At 51.1% G+C, this 19,665-nt stretch carries 13 protein-coding genes; 11 read left to right on the top strand and 2 right to left on the bottom strand.

The features are described 5' to 3' along the window. The first annotated feature begins 9 nt into the window (after window positions 1-9). From C3F13_11480 to C3F13_11505, 6 genes are read left to right on the top strand one after another with little or no spacing between them, the layout of a single operon-like run. Window positions 10-3,012 (top strand): xanthine dehydrogenase, encoded by a 3,003-nt coding sequence (locus C3F13_11480; protein PWB52378.1) that lies wholly within the window; start codon window positions 10-12, stop codon window positions 3,010-3,012. 45 nt (window positions 3,013-3,057) lie between these two features. After that, window positions 3,058-4,416, top strand: coding sequence for a hypothetical protein (locus C3F13_11485; GenBank protein PWB52379.1), 1,359 nt, complete (start codon window positions 3,058-3,060; stop codon window positions 4,414-4,416). Window positions 4,417-4,446: 30 nt separating this feature from the next. Then, window positions 4,447-5,211: a xanthine dehydrogenase gene (locus C3F13_11490; protein ID PWB52380.1), complete on the top strand. Its 765-nt coding sequence runs from the start codon at window positions 4,447-4,449 to the stop codon at window positions 5,209-5,211. Between the two features lie 11 nt (window positions 5,212-5,222). Continuing rightward, window positions 5,223-6,662, top strand: a complete 1,440-nt coding sequence (locus C3F13_11495) for a hypothetical protein (GenBank protein PWB52381.1) — start codon at window positions 5,223-5,225, stop codon at window positions 6,660-6,662. A gap of 40 nt (window positions 6,663-6,702) precedes the next feature. After that, window positions 6,703-7,104: a hypothetical protein gene (locus C3F13_11500; protein ID PWB52382.1), complete on the top strand. Its 402-nt coding sequence runs from the start codon at window positions 6,703-6,705 to the stop codon at window positions 7,102-7,104. A gap of 12 nt (window positions 7,105-7,116) precedes the next feature. Next, window positions 7,117-8,829 carry a hypothetical protein gene (locus C3F13_11505; GenBank protein ID PWB52383.1) on the top strand — a complete coding sequence of 571 codons (1,713 nt, stop codon included), beginning with the start codon at window positions 7,117-7,119 and terminating at the stop codon, window positions 8,827-8,829. Window positions 8,830-8,876: 47 nt separating this feature from the next. Here C3F13_11505 and C3F13_11510 read toward each other — a convergent pair whose 3' ends face one another. Together C3F13_11510 and C3F13_11515 are read right to left on the bottom strand one after the other, a co-directional pair. Continuing rightward, window positions 8,877-10,340: an SAM-dependent methyltransferase gene (locus tag C3F13_11510; protein ID PWB52384.1), complete on the bottom strand. Its 1,464-nt coding sequence runs from the start codon at window positions 10,338-10,340 to the stop codon at window positions 8,877-8,879. A gap of 51 nt (window positions 10,341-10,391) precedes the next feature. Next, window positions 10,392-11,741, bottom strand: a complete 1,350-nt coding sequence (locus C3F13_11515; GenBank protein PWB52385.1) for an aspartate aminotransferase family protein — start codon at window positions 11,739-11,741, stop codon at window positions 10,392-10,394. Between the two features lie 153 nt (window positions 11,742-11,894). Here C3F13_11515 and C3F13_11520 point away from each other — a divergent pair, with 153 nt between their 5' ends. The 5 genes from C3F13_11520 to C3F13_11540 all read left to right on the top strand — a co-directional run bounded on the left by C3F13_11520 (window position 11,895) and on the right by C3F13_11540 (window position 19,661). Next, window positions 11,895-12,794 (top strand): multidrug transporter, encoded by a 900-nt coding sequence (locus C3F13_11520; protein ID PWB52386.1) that lies wholly within the window; start codon window positions 11,895-11,897, stop codon window positions 12,792-12,794. A gap of 155 nt (window positions 12,795-12,949) precedes the next feature. Continuing rightward, entirely contained in the window at window positions 12,950-14,713 is a 1,764-nt protein-coding gene (locus C3F13_11525) for an ABC transporter ATP-binding protein (GenBank protein ID PWB52422.1), read from the top strand. Window positions 14,714-14,785: 72 nt separating this feature from the next. Continuing rightward, window positions 14,786-16,540, top strand: a complete 1,755-nt coding sequence (locus C3F13_11530; GenBank protein ID PWB52423.1) for an ABC transporter ATP-binding protein — start codon at window positions 14,786-14,788, stop codon at window positions 16,538-16,540. Window positions 16,541-16,662: 122 nt separating this feature from the next. After that, a complete protein-coding gene (locus C3F13_11535; protein ID PWB52387.1) occupies window positions 16,663-18,852 on the top strand; it encodes an aldehyde oxidase in 2,190 nt (729 codons plus the stop codon). Beyond that, window positions 18,849-19,661: a molybdenum hydroxylase gene (locus C3F13_11540; GenBank protein ID PWB52388.1), complete on the top strand. Its 813-nt coding sequence runs from the start codon at window positions 18,849-18,851 to the stop codon at window positions 19,659-19,661. The genes C3F13_11535 and C3F13_11540 overlap by 4 nt, the downstream gene beginning before the upstream one ends. The last annotated feature ends 4 nt before the right edge of the window (window positions 19,662-19,665 follow it).

Consider the following 19,665-nt stretch of genomic DNA (forward strand, 5'->3'; position numbering starts at 1 on the left):
GGAGATATGATGGATATCACGCTTAATATAAATGGTATACCTCGACAATTAATTATTCAGCCCGGTGATACCCTGCTAAAGTCTTTACGGGATCTCGGGTTGCATGGGGCGAAACATGGTTGTGAAAGTGGTGATTGTGGAGCATGTACCGTGTTGCTGGATGGAAAACCCGTCAATTCATGCCTGGTCCTGGCTGCCCAGGCAGTGGGGCATAAGATCCAAACCATCGAAGCTTTGGGAGAGCATCCTGAACAAGGATGGAAAGCCAGCCCGGGTTTACATCCGATCCAAATGGCGTTTGCGGTAAACGGGGCGATCCAATGTGGTTACTGTACTCCAGGTCAGATCCTGGCAGCCAAGCATTTGTTGGACAATAACCCCGACCCAACCGAGGCAGAGGTCCGGCAGGCAATCTCAGGGGTGTTGTGCCGTTGTACGGGGTATGACAAGCCTGTGCGAGCCATACTCTATGCAGCCAAAGTCTTGCGAGACAGAAAGACCGAAACGGGTACTGATGACAAAAAATCGACTGTATTGAATGCGGGTGAATACGATCAGCTGGTCAAAGAATGCCTGCCGAAGCTCATTCCGATCAAAGAAGCAGCAGCTTTCCAACGGGTTGGTAAACCGGAGATCAAGATTGATGCGTTCAAGCTAACCCAAGGAAAACCATCGTTTACGGCTGATATCGATTTAAAGGATTTGTTGGTTGCCAGGGTGCTGCATAGCCCATACGTCCACGCACGCATTACAAACATTGATACCACACAGGCGCAGGCGCTTCCAGGAGTTGCAGCGGTGTTGACGTGGAAGGACATCCCACGCGTGGCTTACTCAACTGCCGGGCAATCCGATCCCATCCCTGGACCGTTGGATTCATTTTCGCTGGATAACAAGGTGCGTTTTGTGGGTGACCGGGTAGCATTCGTGGCAGCAGAAACCGAAGCCATCGCTGATGAGGCCATAAAGCTGATCAAGGTTGAGTATGAAAAGCTCCCTGCATTGCTGGATCCTGGGGAGGCGATGAATCCTGGTGCACCGATTTTGCATGACGAAGTGGATTATGTTAATTTCGCCGGATCTGACCCGAACAAGAACCTGGCCGCAGAAATAAGAATCGATATCGGCGATGTTGAGCAAGGCTTCAAAGAAGCCGATCATGTGATCGAAGCGGATTACGAAGTTCCAAAAGTACAGCAGGCTGCCATCGAACCACATGTCGTTGTCACTTACTGGGATGAAGATGACCGCCTGGTCATCCGCACGAGCACGCAAGTACCCTTCCATGCTCGGAGAATGCTGGCACCAGTCTTGGGTTTGCCAGCCAAGCGTATCAGGGTGATCAAACCCCGCATCGGTGGGGGATTCGGCGGGAAACAGGAAGTGCTGATTGAGGATGTAGCTGCCCACCTCACCATCGCCACACGAAGGCCAGTAATATTCGAATACACACGCGTAGAAGAATTCACGGCCTCGCGTTCCCGCCATCCAATGCGCATCCATATGAAGACAGGGGTGAAGCATGACGGTACGATCACTGCTAATGCCATGCATGTCTTGACCGACACGGGTGCTTATGGCTGTCATGCGCTTACCGTCACCGGCAACACTGGGCACAAGGCCATGGCGCTCTATGTGGGTGATGGAAAATATCGCCAGACGCCCAATATTCGCTTTTATGCTGATATCGTCTATACCAACCACCCACCTGCGGGTGCTTATCGCGGTTACGGTGTACCGCAAGGCTTTTGGGCTGTTGACCGCCACATGGAAAAAATCGCCCAGATGCTCGGGCTTGACCCGATCGATTTCCGATTGAAAAATGCCCTGCATGCCGGTGAGATGCAGCCGTTCAGTACGGCCTGGAGCGAAGGACGAGCGCCGCGACCGGAGATGATCCGGAGCTGCGGGCTAGTTGAGTGCGCCAGGCAGGGCCAACAGGCTATCGAATGGGAAAAGAAATATAACGTGAAGGATTGGCACCAGGTGCCTGGAAAACCTCACCTGCGAAAGGGGATTGGCGCTGCCCTGGTCATGCAAGGTACGGCGATCCCTTACCTCGATATGGGGGGAGCTAGCATCAAGATCAATGATGACGGCTCGTTTAATTTACTGGTCGGCGCAACCGACCTTGGGACAGGCTCCGATACTGTGCTGGGGCAGCTGGCTGCAGAAGTATTGGGTGTTCCCTTGGAAGATGTGATCGTCTATTCGTCAGACACCGATTTTACTCCCTTTGATAAAGGTGCCTACGCATCCAGCACCACCTATATATCGGGGATGGCGGTGGTGAAGGCGGCCAGGCAGGTAGCTGAGAGGATCAAAGCCAGGGCAACCTTGCTGCTTAATAACGATCAACCGGCTGTGAAGGTGGAACCAGAAGCGATCAAGCTACTGGATCGATACGCAATCGCACCGGACGGGCGCAAGATATCATTGGCAGAAATCGCACTGGATAGCCTGCATCATGCCGAGCAAGAGCAAATCATGGCTGTGGCATCGTATTACTCACCCAACGCACCGACTCCTTTTGAAGCCCAATTTGCAGAGATCACCCTGGATATCGAGACTGGCATGGTCACTGCCGATAAACTTGTTTCGGCGGTCGATTCGGGGATCATTGTGAACCCGCTGACTGCCTCCGGACAAATCGAAGGTGGCATGACCCAGGCGCTGGGGTATGCTCTGTGCGAAGAAATGGTTTATGATGAGAACGGAAAACCTCGGGAATGCGATTTTTCCGATTACCACATCTACCAGGCGCATGAGGTGCCTGATTTACAGACAATTTTTGTGGAAACATTTGAAACGAGCCATCCTTACGGAGTAAAAGCCGTCGCAGAAATCCCGATGGATGGGATTGCCCCGGCAGTTGCCAACGCCGTAATGGATGCCAGCCGTGCCATAGCTGGGGGAAGTGGTGTAAATATCGATCAAAATCCACTCACGCCCGAAAAGGTATGGAAAGCGATTAAAACGAGCAATTTAAACCACAATCCTGGCGAACCGTAGGCATTATATACCAGGCAGGGAATTGGAAAACTACCGTGGAAGAGAATGGATGAGGTTATGGCAGATCGAGTATACGTCATCGGTCACGTAAACCCAGATACAGATTCAATCGCGGCAGCCATGGGATATGCCTGGCTGCTGCGTGAACGTGATGGCATGGATACAATCGCTGCCCGGGCGGGAGCAATCAATCCTCAAACAACGTGGATCTTGAAACGCCTGGGGTTGGAACCGCCATTCCTGCTGACGGATGCATCGCCGCGCTTTGAGGCCGTGTGCCACCGGTTGGATAGCATTACGCCTGATTGCCCGCTCAGGGATGCCTGGGTGATCGCCAGCCGTACTGGCGGGGTCGCACCAGTGGTCTCCGAGGACGGCACGCCAGTTGGTTTAATCACCGGTTTCAGCTTATTCCAGTACCTAAGCAAGCTGGTTGGACCGCACCCGGAACGGCGCGAGATGCAGATTACTGACCTGCTAAATCAGAATTGCCTGGAAGCCTGCGACAATAAGGTGCCATGTTTTCAATCCACCACCAGGATCCGCGATGTGATTTCGCGTGTGTTGCGTGAGGAATACAACGAATTTCTGGTCGTCGACGACAAGGGGCATTACCTGGGGGTGACCCACCAGAGAGACGTGCTCAATCCGCCGCGCATCAAAGTGATTCTGGTGGATCATAATGAGCCAGGACAGGCGCTGGGAGCCTTGGAGGAGGCTGAGTTAATCGAAATTCTCGATCATCACCGGTTAGGGAACCATTCTACCCACATCCCAATTCGCTTTACGGTTGACATTGTGGGTAGCACGAGCACGCTTATCTCAGAGAGGATCGAAGACACTGGATTGAGCGCGCCTCCGCAAATTGCTGGGATGCTGCTGGCAGGATTAATGTCGGATACCCTGGTACTCACCTCGCCGACGACAACACCTCGAGACCGGGAGGCAGCAGAACGCCTGGCGCGCTGGGCATTTAAACGACCGAGCCCACTGGCCGGTGAGTCGATCCAAAGCTATGGGCAAGCCATTATTCAGGCGGGCGTTGGGCTGGAATCACGCGACGCAATGGATATCGTCACCACTGACTTAAAGCTCTACCAAGCTGGTGGATTAAATTTTGCCATCGCACAGGCGGAGGTCACCAACCTGATGCAATTATCTGACAACCTGGAGCGTGTGACTACCGCACTAAAGGCCTTACAGATACAGCGTGGGATGGATTTTGCCATGCTTATGGTGACTGATGTGGTGGGGAACTCCAGCCGGCTGGTTTTGGTCAATCCGCCCCCGTTGCTGGATGATCTGCCGTATCCACACCTACCAGATGGTACGTTACAGGCAGAAGGAGTGGTATCACGGAAAAAGCAATTGCTGCCCGTGGTGTTGGGTTTATTAGAAGAATAATCGAGATAGCTATAATATTACTGAGTAAATATGTCAATCTTTAAATCACTGGTTGAACTTGAAGACAGGAATGGTGCTGGTGCTCTGTGTACCATTATTCAGAGTAAAGGCTCGACGCCGCGCCATGTGAGCAGCAAGATGCTGGTATACCCGGATGGGCACATCACTGGAACGGTAGGTGGGGGTGAAGTGGAGAATCGGGTAATCAAGGAAGCGATCAAAGCAATCGCAGACAAAAAGCCTAGATTGCTGTCTTATAATATGGCTGACCCCGAGCGCGGAGATCCTGGCGTGTGCGGGGGTCAATTGGAGATTTACGTGGAACCGATCATCCCAAAACCAGTAATGGTGGTCATAGGAGCTGGTCATGTAGGCAAGGCCGTTGCTCACCTGGCAAAGTGGCTTGGTTTTATCGTGGCAGTCAATGACGATAGAAGCGAATTCTGCAACCCTGAAGCGGTTCCGGATGGGGATTTCTTTTATGCAATGCCGATGGAAGAACTTGCCAGCAAAATGGAGATCACCCCATGGACTTATATCGTGCTGACGACGCGCGGGGTGGATGTTGATATTAAGGGGTTGCCATCCTTATTAAAATCTGAGGCCTGCTATATCGGCGTGATTGGATCGAAGCGAAGGTGGGCCACTACGACGAAAAAGCTAGTGGAAGACGGGGTAGCTTACGAATTGATCGATAAAGTACACTCTCCCATCGGGTTGGAAATCCACGCTGAGACGCCTGAAGAAATTGCGGTCAGCATCATGGCAGAGATCATCGCGTTATACCAGCAATAATTGAGGATTTTATGTGGAAAAACTATCATACCGTCATTTCTACCGAAGAAACCATTCAAATCCTAGAGAGTGAAGGACAGACAGCCCGCATCATTGCGGGTGCGACAGATCTAATGCTGGAAATGGAGCGGGGAGTACGAAAAGGAATAGATACATTAATAGATATCTCGCGCATACCAGGCCTGGACCAAATCCGGTTGGATGAGCACGGTGTAATCCACCTCGGTCCACTGGTTACGCATGGGCAATGTGCGGCTTCCAAGTTGATCATTGAACAGGCATTTCCCCTGGCAAAAGCTTGCATCGAAGTGGGAGCACCTCAAATCAGGAACCGGGGTACGATTGCTGGGAACTTGATCACTGCTTCACCAGCCAATGACACGATCCCTCCGTTGATGGCCTTGAAAGCCCAGATCGTATTGGAATCTGCCCGTGGAAAGAGGACAGTCGCCCTGGCAGATTTTTACCTGGGTGTCAGGCGGACAGTGATGCAGCCGGATGAGATGCTGGTGGATATTTGGTTCCCAACATTAACTGCCCAGCAGAGAGGGACTTTTTATAAACTAGGCTTGAGAAAAGCACAGGCAATTTCCCTGGTGAACGCAGCAGTGGTCCTGTTATTTTCCGAAGGTAAGGTGACAGAGGCTTCGATTACCCTTGGGGCAGTTGCTCCAGTGATCGTACACGCCAAAGCAGCCGAAGAATTTTTAATAGGGAAAGTTCTGGATGAAGACACGATTCAGAAAGCCGCAGAGCTAGCGCAATCAGCTGCGAAACCGATCGATGATATCCGCAGCTCAGGTGAATATCGAAATGAGATGGTGCGAGTATGTACCAGGCGCATTCTGAGTCAGCTGGCGAATCATGAAGAACGAAGAGGATATCCTGCGCATCCCATCATGCTGAGGGCATGCACTGATCGGCATGGATATCATTTTAATAAGTGCGAAAACCTCGCCCAGAGCATCCAACATTCAACGGTGACCATGCTTCCTGCGATTGAAACAACCATCAATGGTAAGCGTTACACCTTCACTTCGGGGCATAAAAAATCACTGTTAAGATTGTTACGAGAGGAAGCTGGCATGATTGGTACTAAGGAAGGCTGCGCTGAAGGAGAATGCGGTGCATGTACAGTTTTCCTGGATGGAATGGCAGTGATGAGCTGCCTCGTGCCAGCAGTTCGGGCACACGGAGCCCAAATCGTGACCATTGAGGGCATCATGAAGGAAGGAATGCTGCACCCCGTCCAGCAGGCATTCATCGATAAAGGTGCAGTGCAATGCGGTTACTGCACGCCAGGTTTCATCATGTCGTCGGTCATGCTCCTGGATGAAATGAAATCTCCCACGCGCGATGAGATCAAGCAAGCCATCAGCGGGAACTTATGCCGGTGCACGGGTTACTATTCGATCGTGGCTGCTGTCGAACAAGCTGCACAAGCTAATTGAGCGGACCAATCAACCGCACCGATAAAAACGGAGGTGGATCATGGGTTTCTCTATGCAGCAATATAAAAAGGGGCATGAGGAAGAACGCTACAAAATTCATCCAATCTGGCGCGGAATTGGCTGCATCCTGTTAATACTGGTACCAATCATGTCCTGGTATATTGCAACATTGTTCCTGGAGAGCAATAAGAAAGTGGTATTACCTTACGAGTTTTCGCAGGTCATTTCCATCCCCAGGATCCATGTGGCAGCGGTTGACAAAATCATCGTTCAAGCCAACCAATATTTTAGCAACACACATTTCATGTTCGGGCAAATTTTCCTGACAGTTATCTTTTCCTTTATCGGTTTTGGGATTATCGCCCTGTTGTATGGGATCATATACCGGATGACTGGTCCGCCCCGCTACGGCCCATTTGACGTGCCTCCTAACAAAGTGTAAAGGATTAAGCTGATGGAAAGAACCGTACCGAGCACTGCTTCTGAAGAAGTTGAGCTTTATCTCCGCACATATTATTCTCTCCTGCGATCCTCTGCAGACGTTCAAATCCGAACCCTGGAAGAAGCCCATGCTGGGATGAAATCGTTATTGCATCCAATGGTGCGCGAAGCGATTCCCGACATGTCGGCATTTTTATATTGCCTACTAAGGCTGCCTGCCTGTATCTCAATGGTCGAATCGGTTGTGCTTGGCCAGAGCATAGAAGTATTCAATCGAGCAGGGTTCAAGGATATCGAGACCTGGGAGTTGGTATCGGCACCTGCCCGCCGGCGAAAATGTTACTTCAATGGTAACGAAGTCCTGGCTTGTTTTATCGCCAGCGTAAGCGACATCGATGATGTAATCCCTATGCTGACCGCTTATCAGATCGAGTGGAATAAAATCCATTGGCTATTGAGTGGCAACCCTTCACTAATAGCATATTTAAAAACCGTGGAGCTTGAAAACGAGTACATCTATCAAGAGCTCTGTAAAACCCTCAATCTACCCAGGGAAGATATTGAGCGGCTGAAGACAGTGTGGGCGGATATGTTTATCGAGAACCTGCTTCAGATAGCTAATCGGTCGCGCAAGATCAAGGTCAGGTTATTAAACGGTTCCATGGTTGAATACCGCCGGGCAACAGATATCTGGTGGGAAGGTATTGCCCAGGTATGTGAGGCGTTAAACGACCGTCCAGTTTATTTCATATCCAGCAACCCTCACAGCATGATTAACTTGTTGTCTGGATATGCCTTCAGGAATAAAAAGAGGTTGATCGATTTTCTGCAGGAAACCGATAACCGGGCATTACTGGAAGAGTGGGAAAATATCCAGGCGCAGCAGGTAGCCTCCAGCGAGGAGAATTTCTTATACTATATCCTGAAAAAATTTCAGCAAACAAGCTCCGAATCAAGTTTTGTGAAGGAGCAGCAAAATGCTGAGGCGGACTGCGGAATCCTGCGCTTCACAAACGAACACAGCTTCGATGTGGATGCCCAAATCATCGAGATACGGCAAATCTGCCCAGATACCCTGGATCCACGGCTTGTCGATGAAGACCTTTCCTTTCTAGGCAAAAGTGATGCAATCCTATTAAATATTGACTATCCATTGGGGATGGCAGCCTACAACATCCTATCGGAAGTGTCGGAGCACGTCGTGAAAGTATTGGGCATTTATATCATGGGGAAGTCGGCCTCACTGAATGGGACTGTGGGGGATGTGGTGATCCCTAACGTGGTTCACGATGAGCACTCCATGAACACCTACCTGTTCAAGAATTGTTTCACAGCCGCACATGTCAGCCCATATTTGATGTATGGAGCTGTCTTGGATAACCAAAAGTGCGTTTCGGTGCGCGGAACCTTCCTACAAAACTCACGATATATGGAAGTATTTTACAGGGAAGGGTACACCGATATTGAGATGGAAGCGGGGCCGTATTTATCGGCGGTGTATGAAATGTACCGGCCCCAGCGACACCCGGTTAATGAAATTGTAAATTTATACGAAGTACCGTTCGATACCGGTATCATCCACTATGTTTCTGACAACCCCTTAGGGAAGGGGAAAAATCTGGGAGCGGGCAGCTTATCCTACTATGGTATGGATTCCACCTACGCTGCCTCGGTGGCCATCTTACGCAGGATTTTCCAATTGGAGCGAGCCCGCTTGGCGGAATAAAAATCAAAACCAGCCGAAATGATTAACTCGAAGAGAGGTGCTTCAAGCTATACCTGTCGCCTGAGACCGTGGGGGTAGAAGTTCTTGACTACGTTCTGAACCCTTTTCCCCCAACCAATCGGGAAACCTTCCACAGTCACCAAGATCCAACCATCTTCGCCCGGTTCAGAAATGCTCTCGCCGGCGAGGTAGGTTGTAAGTCTACGGTCATTCACCGCTAGATCCAGCAGGCGTTGTGCTTGCTCGCTTTTCAATGACATGGCCAAGGAGTGAGAAGGTATAAAGCGATCTTTAGATATGCTTCCCAACCATAAGCCGGGCTTGATCACCTTTACCCCGGAAAACCCAGGAGCATTTTCAGGCACACGATAAAGGTAAGAACCGTCGAGGATCAGCGTTGATTCATCCAGCTCAATGTTCAAATTTGCCTGGTAAAAATCATGCCAGGCAGGCCAGGCTGAGCTGACCTTTTTATGCCGTGGAGGGCGAGACGGGTGGTCCCTGGAACAGCCCTGGCTCATGCCGGGGTGGATTACTGCGGAACCATGTTTATTCAATAAGGCAATGAAATGCCCTTCCGCTGGGGCGTGATGCGGCCAAAGGCGAACGGCATGCCGTAGCGTATGATCGGCAGGAAGCCCAACCCATTCAGGCCTGGCTGGCTGAAAGCCAGGAGCAGCCTGAACCTCAGAAAGCTCAAAATCGGGGTGGTGGGCAAGGAAGTTTACCAGTACATCCTCATTTTCATCCGGAGAAAATGTGCAGGTGGTATAGGCCAGGTAACCCCCAGGCTTGACCATTTTGGCAGCTTCATTCAGGATGGCGATTTGCCGAATGGCACAGCTATGAACCAGGCTGGGTTTCCACTCGGTGCGAGCGATTGGGCTCTTACGGAACATCCCTTCACCTGAACAGGGGGCGTCGAGCAACACCCGGTCAAAAAACTCAGGGAAGGTAACGGCTAATTTACCGGGAGTGTCATTGGTCAGGATGGCATTCGTGACACCGCAGCGTTCCAGGTTCTCAGCCAGGTCCCATACGCGTTTGGGGTGAATCTCGTTTGCGACCAAGAACCCGGTGTTACCCATCAAGGCTGCCAGATGCGTCGCCTTGCCACCGGGTGCGGCAGACAGATCGAGCACGCTTTCGCCGGGTTGGGGAGCTAAAATTAGGGCGGCGGCCATGGCAGATGGTTCCTGCAGATAGTACAGACCAGCTGCATGGTAAGGGTGTTTACCAGGCGTGGTCTGAATAACCTTATCGCCATGAGTATCTACTAAGAACCCAGCAGGGCACCAGGCCACAGGTGCAAGATCGAATTGTTTTTTTTGCAGAAACGACTCAGGTGATAGCTTCAGGGTATTCACCCGTAAGCCAGCAAAAGCGGGCAGAGCGAGTGAATCCATGAAAGACTGGTACTCACCTCCCAACAAGAGCTGCATGCGCTCGAGAAAGGGCTGGGGGAGGGCGACCTCAGCGAGGGAAGAGGATTTCTGTGGTTTTTTCGCCATGCTCCGATGCGCAAGTATTGCTGAACTACATGTCGTTGATAGAAGCTAGAGTTATCCGCGGACAGATTTATCCGTCTTGGATAAGGCTTCATCAAGTATGGCGAATCCGTCTTTGAGCTGTTCCTCGTTGATAATCAATGGCGGGATGACCAGCAATGTGTGCCAATGTGAGTAAAGGAACAGACCATTTTCCAATAGCTCTTTCTTGAGCAAATTCATCTCAGGGCTGCTGCTATTCCAGGGGGCAAGCGGCTCTTTGGTCTTACGGTCGCGCACCAGCTCGATGACACTGAATAAACCGATGGAACGGACTTCCCCAACCGATGGGTGCTGTTCACCCAGATCATTGAGCAGGCGATGAAGCACGGGACCCATTGCATATGCATGCTCGATGAGGTGATCATCTTGCATGACCTTGATGTTGGCAATCGCGGCAGCCAATGAGATGGGATGCGCAGTGTAGGTAAGCCCCCCCTGATAGGTGACATCGTTGTAGGCAGCGGCAATTTCTGGTTTCATGGCGACAGCACCCAGCGGGGCATAGGCGGAGGTGAGCCCCTTGGCCATGGTCATCATGTCGGGGACCACTTTCCAGTGATCGACAGCGAACCACTTACCCGTACGGCCGAAGCCACTCATCACCTCATCCGCAATCATCAGGATATGGTATTTATCACACAGATCACGCACACCTGATAAATAGCCTTCCGGAGGGATGATAATCCCATTGGTGCCAGTGACTGATTCCAACAGGATGGCAGCGATCGTCTCAGGGCCTTCATATCGAATGACCTCTTCCAGGTGATTCAGGTAATCCTGGGTAAAGTCTGCGTCTGATATATCCGGATTGGTACGGTGGAAGGTCGAGCGATAACGGTAAGGATCGAGGAAGTGAACCACACCGGGCATCAAGGTTGGCTCCCAGGGCAGGCGGCGGGGATCACCGGTGAGTGCCATTGCTCCAGCAGAAGCCCCATGGTATGAGCGGTAACGGGTGAGGATCTTATGCTTGCCGGTATAGCCGCGCGCCAGCTTCACGGCATTCTCATTGGCATCAGCTCCACCAAGGGTGAACATGAAATGATCCAGATTGCCAGGGGTAATCGTCGATAATAGCTGGCCAAGGACGGCACGCGGTTTCGTGGCCATTCCGGGGGCAGCATATGGCAGTGCCCTGGCTTGTTCGATGATAGCGTTGATGACGCGTTCATCCCCATGGCCGATATTGACACACATGGTCATGGAATTGAAGTCAAGGTAGCGTTTACCGCTCACATCCCAAAAATAAACCCCTTTGGCACGTGTTACCGGGATAGGCGATACCTTGGCCTGAGCTGACCAGGTCCAGAAGCTGTGCTCCATCGAAAGGGGAAGGATCTCTGAATCAGGGATATCAAACATATTCGCCTCTTCTAACTAGATGTTAAATCAATACTGGTGGAGATAGTGTAATAGCAGGCGGTTGGTGGGTCAAGTACTATTGATAAGGGAAAAAGGTAACACGTGTCAGTTCTACACCAAGGAATAGATTTCCAGCAGTATAATGCTAGGGCGATGCGCACGAAGACCATCACTGCTTATATCGAAATCATCTTCGCCGTGGTTGCGTGGGGGACATCATTCATTGCCACCAAGATTGTATTACGTGATCTTGCTCCAGTCACGGTCGTCTGGGTGCGTTTCGCCATTGGTTTGGTCATCATCGGTAGCGCAGTGGTAGCCAGACGGCAGTTTTCAATACCTAAAAGAAATGAGTGGCCCTATTTCATCTTGCTGGGCTTCCTGGGAATCACATTTCACCAGTGGCTACAATCGACTGCGCTGGTGACCGTGCAAGCGTCCACAACGGCCTGGGTTCTGGCAACCTCACCTATCTTCATTGCAATACTGAGTGTCATTTTTTTGCGCGAGAGATTGGTTTGGTTGCAGGTGTTTGGGATTATTCTGGCGGCAATGGGTGTCTTACTGGTGGTAAGCGAAGGGGATATCAATAAAGTTTTTAGCGGCCAGTTTGGTACACCAGGGGATATCCTAGTCTTAGTCAGCTCGGTGAACTGGGCAGTTTTCTCGATTCTATCAAGTTCTGGATTGAAGCGATACCAGCCTACCCAGATGATGTTTTTTGTAATGCTGATCGGTTGGATTCTAACTACGGTGCTTTTTATCGCTCAAGGAGGCTGGGCAGACCTCCAACATATCACCCGCACGAGTTTGTTGGGGATTGCCTTTTTGGGAATCATCTGCTCTGGCCTGGCCTATATCGCCTGGTATGATGTTTTGCATGTATTGCCGGCGACGCAGGTAGGAGCATTCTTGAACATAGAGCCACTGATAACAGTACTAGTAGCCTGGATGCTGCTTGGGGAACAAATTTTACCGATTGCCCTGGTGGGAGGGGCGATCATCCTCATCGGGGTCAGGCTAGTTCAGAAGCCACCACCCCAAAAGATGTAAATCGGCATAGTTTGACATTCTCTTGTGATTCAAGTAAACTCAGAGATTGCGTCGAAAGCATTTTCTTGGAGGTTTTGTTGAAGTTTCCAACTCCCGCTCACGAATATGATTTCAGGCAAGCTCTGACACAAAACCGCATCAAAGGTCTGTGGCAGATGATGAGCGGATTCCAATGGTACTATGTCATCGCCACATCCAGCCTGGCGGTGGCGGCCTGTGCGAAGACAGCTACTTTCCTGCTTCTGCGTTATTTTGTGGACGTCGTCCTCGGTCAAGGAAATTACCAGGTGGGCGGTACACTGAGCCGCACACTGGTGATTGTTGCACTTGGTTTCGTGGGATTAGCTACCATTGAGGGGAGTTTTAGCTTTTTCTCGGGCCGCTTGGCAGCCTATACAGCTGAGGGAATCACCCGCAGGTTGCGGAATTTCCTATTCGACCATATTCAAAGACTGGAATTCACCTACCATGATAAGACTCCTACAGGGGAGATGATCGAACGCTGCACCTCGGATGTGGATGCCTTACGGCGGTTCTACAGCGAGCAGATGATCGGTGTAGGGCGGATCATCATCCTGTTTGTAATCAACTTCACTGCCATCATGGCATTGAACGTCAAGCTGGCGCTGATATCGATCATCATCGTTCCGGTGATCGTCATTACCTCGATGTGGTTTTTCAAAAGGGTAAGGACAGCATACGAGAAGTACCAGGAACAAGAAGCGACCCTGTCGACTACATTGCAGGAGAATCTTGCAGGGGTTCGTGTAGTCAAGGCTTTTGCTCGGCAGGACTATGAAAAAGACAAGTTCAACACTGAAAACTGGGAAAAATTCGGGCGTGGTCGAAAACTGGTCACCATGCAGGCCTTTTTTTGGCCCATATCCGATATCGTGTGCAGCGCACAGACATTGACCGGATTGTTCATTGCCGGTACGATGGCTATCCAGGGAACCATCACCGTAGGAACCTATATGGCCTATGCTGGTTTGGTTGGCTGGCTAATCTGGCCGATGCGCAATCTCGGCCGGCTCATCGTCAATACTTCGACAGGAATGGTATCTTTTGAGCGGGTGGTTACGATCATCAAGCACGAACGCGAATCGTTGACCACAGGCGCTTACAAGCCGCAACTACCCATCCGGGGTGAGATGGTATTCGACCGGGTAGGGTTCGCGTATGAGAATAACCCTCCTGTTTTACAGGACATCAGCTTTACCTGTCAGCCGGGTCAGGTGGTGGCCCTGTTAGGTTCGACTGGCTCAGGAAAGACTACCCTGGTGAACCTGCTGCCGCGTTTTTATGAATATACGACCGGTAGTATCAAACTGGATGGGATTGAGCTCAAAGACTACCCCAAGGAATATCTTCGCAACCAGGTCGGAATTGTCGACCAGGAGCCGTTCTTGTTCTCACGCTCCATCAGGGAAAATATCATTTACGGGGTGGGCCGGGATGTGCCCCAGGTGGAAGTGGAAGGTGTAGCCAATTCAGCAGCTATCCATGACGTGATCCTGTCGTTCCCGGATGAGTACAACACCCTTGTGGGTGAGAAAGGTGTGACACTCTCTGGCGGTCAGAAACAAAGAGTGACGATCGCCCGGACATTGCTGAAAGATTCACGGTTATTAATCCTGGATGATTCCACCTCCTCGGTGGATACAGAAACCGAAGCCAGCATCCGTGATGCATTAAAGGATCTAACACCCAAGCGAACAACCTTCATTATTGCACACCGTATTCAAAGTGTGATGAATGCCGATCTGATCCTGGTGATGGATAAAGGCCGGATCATCCAAAAAGGGACGCACGAAGAGCTGCTTACCCAAGATGGCATGTACCGCAAGATATATGAGCTGCAAACGCGCATTGATGAAGAGCTGGAAATGGAATTAACCGAAAGTTTGACGAAAGAGTAAAACGTGGCCGAAATTGAGCTAGAAGAAGACGAGTATACCAGCCAGATCACTGGAAAAACCATTTCCAGGATTATGGGGTTGACCAAGCCACACTGGAAGTGGGTGGTCGGATTTTGGGTGATGATCGCCGGCACATCGATACTGGATGCGATATTTACATATTTAAATAAAAACATTATTGACCAAGGTATCATTGCACAGAACCAGTCAGCACTCGTCAGGATATTGGCGATCTATGGCAGCTTGATCCTGGTTCAATCATTATGTGTATTCTTTTTCATCTTCCTGGCAGGAATCCTGGGTGAGCGGATTCAATACGACCTGCGCAAAACAATGTTCAACCATCTTCAGGAGTTATCCCTGGCTTTTTACAGCCAGACCTCCGTGGGCAGATTGATGGCGAGGGTGACCTCAGATTCAGGGCGGGTGGCCGATCTGGTCACCTGGGGATTGGTAGACAGCACCTGGGCGATCATGAATATCGTGACATCGACGATCTTCATGCTGATCATCAATTGGAGGCTGGCATTGATCGTTCTTCTTGCTGTTCCAATCTTGCTGGTCATTGCCATCCAGTTCCGTAAGCGCATTCTGGTGGAGTTCCGCAGATCTCGGAGAGCGAATTCGAAAATCACCGGTGCGTATAACGAAAATATCAGCGGTGTACGCGTGGTCAAAGCGTTGGGACGAGAAGCAGAGAACCTGAAGGAATTTGAGGTGCTCACCGATGAAATGTATAACTCGAGCTATCGGGCGGCCTGGCTGTCGGCGTTATTCCTGCCAACCGTACAAATCGTATCGGCAGTGGCGTTGGGTTTTATCGTCTGGTATGGCGGTTTACAGGCCAACCTGGGTATCATGACCATTGGAGGCATCCAGGCTTTTGTGAGCTATCTCACCTTCATGATGTGGCCGATCCAGGACCTGGCACGCGTGTATGCGGAAATGCAGCATTCGGTGGCATCGGGCGAGCGGATCTTCACCCTGCTTGATGCGCGACCTGAGGTGTCTGACCGATCAGGCGCAGTGGATCCCGGCACGATCAAAGGTGATATTGAGTTTGACCATGTGGATTTCACGTATGAAGACGGTAAACCGGTCTTAACTGATTTTTCCCTGAAGATCAAACCTGGCGAAATGATTGCCCTGGTTGGTCCAACCGGGGGAGGGAAAACTACGATTGTCAACCTGTTGTGCCGTTTTTATGAGCCGAAGAAAGGCGTCATCCGGATAAACGGGCGTGATTATACCGAGTTCACTTTACATGGCATCCAATCTCGGGTGGGGATTGTGCTCCAGACGCCCCATCTATTTTCAGGTACGGTGCGTGAAAACATCCGCTATGGCAGCTTGAATGCCACAGACGAAGAGGTGGAGAAGGCTTCAAAATTGGCAGGAGCACATGACTTCATCCTGAATTTTGAAAAACAATACGACCAGGATGTGGGGGAGGGTGGTAATCTGCTTTCAGTTGGCCAGAAGCAGCTGGTGAGTATCGCCCGGGCGATTTTAGCGAAGCCGGACATCTTCATCATGGACGAAGCCACCAGCTCAGTGGATACATTAACAGAAGCGCTGATACAACGTGGAATGGAAAACCTGATGAAGGGACGGACCAGCTTCATCATTGCCCACCGTCTATCGACAATTAAACGGGCAAGCCGCATCATCGTGGTCGAAGATGGGCGGATTACCGAGATGGGCACCCATTACGAGCTACTGCGTGCTCGGGGGCATTACTACCGGCTATATACCCAGCAATTCCGTGAAGAACGCGAGCTGGAATTCGATCCATTTCTATCCGGAGCAACTTCCTCAGCCGATTAACCAAGGAGAAATAAATTAGTACCCTGCCTCCAGTTGTTGCTGGAGGTTTTCGATTAATTTCTGAGCAGAGTATAATAATCATGGCGTAACGAAATCGTACCGATCAAACATTGGAGCGAGCTATGAAGATCATTGGAGAGCCTGTTCAGCGCATTGATGCATACGGGAAAGTCACCGGAGAAACCCTGTATCCTGGTGACATAGAACTTCCCGGCCAACTTTACATGAAAATATTATTTGCCGGTAGACCCCATGCCATCATCCATTCCATAGACACCTCACAGGCAGAAGCGACCCCGGGTGTGATCGCAGTACTGACCGCTAAAGATGTACCGGTCAACGAATATGGCTTGATCTACAACGACCAACCCGTGTTATGCGGTCCCGGGTCAGCCAAGCCATATACCGACCGGGTACGCTTCATCGGCGACCAGGTGGCATTGGTCATCGCCGAAAGCGAGGAAATCGCGGCCGTGGCTCGTGACTTGATCAGGGTTGATTACGAGGACTTGCCAGTCATCACGGATGTAGAACGCGCCATGGGGGACGATGCACCACAGTTGCATCCTGACCGCGGATCCAATATATTCTGCCACTATCGCATCCGCAAAGGGGATGTCGAAGAAGGATTCGCCAAGGCAGACGTTATTGTTGAAGGTGAGTACCATACACCCTGTCAGGAACATGCGTATTTACAACCTGAAGCAGGTGTAGGTTATATTGATGAAGAAGGCAGGGTGACTATCCAGGTTGCGGGACAATGGACGCACGAGGACCAGGCGCAAATCGCTCACGCACTGGACATCCCTGCCGATCAAATCCGTGTGATCTACCCGGCGATCGGTGGGGCATTTGGCGGACGAGAAGATATGTCGGTGCAGATCGTGTTGGCCTTAGCTGTTTGGAGACTGCACCAGCGCGGAATTGAGCGGCCGGTGAAGATCATCTGGTCGAGGGAGGAATCGATTATTGGTCATCATAAGCGCCATTTATATATCCTGAAAACACGCTGGGGTGCCACGAAGCAAGGAAAGCTCACAGCTGTTGAGGTGGAGGTGATTGCTGATGGTGGCGCTTATATCTACACGTCTACCAAAGTGCTGGGAAATGCCACGTTGATGTGCACCGGGCCGTATGAGATCCCGAATGTCAAAGTCGATTCCTACGCAGTGTACACCAACAACCTGCCAGCCGGAGCATTCCGAGGTTTTGGTGGACCACAAGGAGCCTTTGCCGCCGAAACCCAGATGAACCGCCTGGCTGAGAAACTCGGCATGGATCGAATTGAGCTCCGGAGAAAAAATGTATTAACTGAAGGTGCCTTATTATCGGTGGGAACACCACTGCCAAAAGGTGTGACTATCGATAAAGTCGTCGAAAAGTGCGGAGAGGAAGTTAAGCGATCGGTAGCAGTAAATGAACCTGCAAAGGAATCCCACGTGTTGCGGGGCACCGGATTTGCGTGTGCGTTTAAGAACGTTGGGTTCTCATTCGGAGCACCAGAACAATCGGAAGCTACTGTGGAGCTGTTTGGGGGCGGCGAAATCGAAAAGGCCATCCTGCACCATGCTGGGGCTGATGTTGGTCAGGGGGCGCACACCGTAATGGTACAAATCGCCGCAGAAACACTCGGCCTACCGATCGAGAAGGTCAGCTTAATTGCTTCTGATACAGCATTCACAGGGGATTCGGGCAGTGCCTCGGCATCGCGGTTGACCTTCATGGCGGGCAACTCCATTAAGGGTGCGTGTGAGCTGGCGTTGCAGAGATGGGAGGCAGAAGACCGACCTGCTGGGGCAACTTACCTTTACCGGCCTCCACGTACGACACCACTTGATCCGCAAACAGGAAAATCGGAGCCTAACTTTGCCTACGGTTATGTCGCCCAGGGAGTTACGCTGGATGTTGATACTGAAACCGGGTATATTCACCTTCAAGAAGTGATTTCAGTTAATGATGTGGGCAAGGCGGTGAACCCATTGAATGTACAGGGGCAAGTAGAAGGAGCAGTCGTTCAAGCGACAGGATATGCCGTCCTGGAGAATTTCATCCAAAAGGATGGATACGTGCTCACACCATTGCTATCCACTTACCTGATCCCGACTGTTGATGATGTACCTCAGCAGGTAAAAGCCGTCATCCTTGAATATGCTGACCCAATCGGTCCGTATGGGGCGCGCGGAATGGCAGAAATGCCCTTCTTACCCCTGGCAGCGGCGGTGATCGATGCTGTTCACCAGGCAACAGGCGTATGGTTCTTCGAATTCCCACTGACACCGGAAAGAGTGTTGAAAGGATTGGGCAAATTATGATCGTCCTAATCCGTGGCGGGGGTGACTTAGCAAGCGGGGTTGCATACAGGTTACACAAGTCGGGTTTTAAAGTTGTCATCAATGAGCTGCCTAAACCCCTGGCAGTCAGGCGGCAGGCGAGCTTTAGTGAAGCGATTTATGCGGGTGAGATGACAATTGAGGAGGTAACAGCAAAGAAAGTGGCTGCCATCGATGATCCGCTGCGAATTTTACAGCTGCTTTCGAAAGGACGCATACCGGTGCTGGTCGACCCAGATGGAAAATCCATTCAATCCGTCCATCCTACGGTCATTGTGGACGCGCGCATGTTAAAAACAGCACCTGAGCCATTGCGGCATTCTGCGAAGCTTTATCTTGGCTTAGGCCCTGGGTTTATCGGGGGAGAGAACTGCCACGCAGCCATAGAAACGCAGAGAGGGCCGTGGCTGGGAAGGGTGTTATGGGACGGACCAACCCAACCTGACAGCAGCCTCCCAGAGCCCATCTCTGGAAAGAAATCTGAGCGGGTGTTGTACGCAATGGTCAGTGGTAATTTGACACCACATAAGGCAATTGGTGACCTCGTTGAAGCAGGAGAACCTGTGGCGGAACTGGCTGGGCAGGCTGTCCTGGCTCCGTGTGCGGGTGTCCTGCGTGGCCTGATTCATCCTGATGTGAAAATTCAGGCGGGAATGAAGATCGGGGATGTAGATCCACGGGGTGACCCACAGCTATGCAACCATGTATCAGATAAAGCCCTTGCGATTGGAGGGGCAGTACTTGAAGCGATCCTATCTAAGGCAGACATACGCCCCCATTTATGGACGTAATGAG

It is taken from the genome of Anaerolineales bacterium (assembly GCA_003105035.1).
GTDB lineage: Bacteria > Chloroflexota > Anaerolineae > Anaerolineales > UBA4823 > FEB-25.

Bases quoted from the DNA above. Each gene is read 5' to 3' on its own strand.
- C3F13_11530 (PWB52423.1), top strand. From the start codon at position 14,786: ATGGGGTTGACCAAGCCACACTGGAAGTGGGTGGTCGGATTTTGGGTG.
- C3F13_11495 (PWB52381.1), top strand. From the start codon at position 5,223: ATGTGGAAAAACTATCATACCGTCATTTCTACCGAAGAAACCATTCAA.
- C3F13_11525 (PWB52422.1), top strand. From the start codon at position 12,950: ATGATGAGCGGATTCCAATGGTACTATGTCATCGCCACATCCAGCCTG.
- C3F13_11520 (PWB52386.1), top strand. From the start codon at position 11,895: ATGCGCACGAAGACCATCACTGCTTATATCGAAATCATCTTCGCCGTG.
- C3F13_11510 (PWB52384.1), bottom strand. From the start codon at position 10,340: ATGGCGAAAAAACCACAGAAATCCTCTTCCCTCGCTGAGGTCGCCCTC.
- C3F13_11505 (PWB52383.1), top strand. From the start codon at position 7,117: ATGGAAAGAACCGTACCGAGCACTGCTTCTGAAGAAGTTGAGCTTTAT.
- C3F13_11500 (PWB52382.1), top strand. From the start codon at position 6,703: ATGGGTTTCTCTATGCAGCAATATAAAAAGGGGCATGAGGAAGAACGC.
- C3F13_11480 (PWB52378.1), top strand. From the start codon at position 10: ATGGATATCACGCTTAATATAAATGGTATACCTCGACAATTAATTATT.
- C3F13_11535 (PWB52387.1), top strand. From the start codon at position 16,663: ATGAAGATCATTGGAGAGCCTGTTCAGCGCATTGATGCATACGGGAAA.
- C3F13_11540 (PWB52388.1), top strand. From the start codon at position 18,849: ATGATCGTCCTAATCCGTGGCGGGGGTGACTTAGCAAGCGGGGTTGCA.
- C3F13_11485 (PWB52379.1), top strand. From the start codon at position 3,058: ATGGATGAGGTTATGGCAGATCGAGTATACGTCATCGGTCACGTAAAC.
- C3F13_11490 (PWB52380.1), top strand. From the start codon at position 4,447: ATGTCAATCTTTAAATCACTGGTTGAACTTGAAGACAGGAATGGTGCT.
- C3F13_11515 (PWB52385.1), bottom strand. From the start codon at position 11,741: ATGTTTGATATCCCTGATTCAGAGATCCTTCCCCTTTCGATGGAGCAC.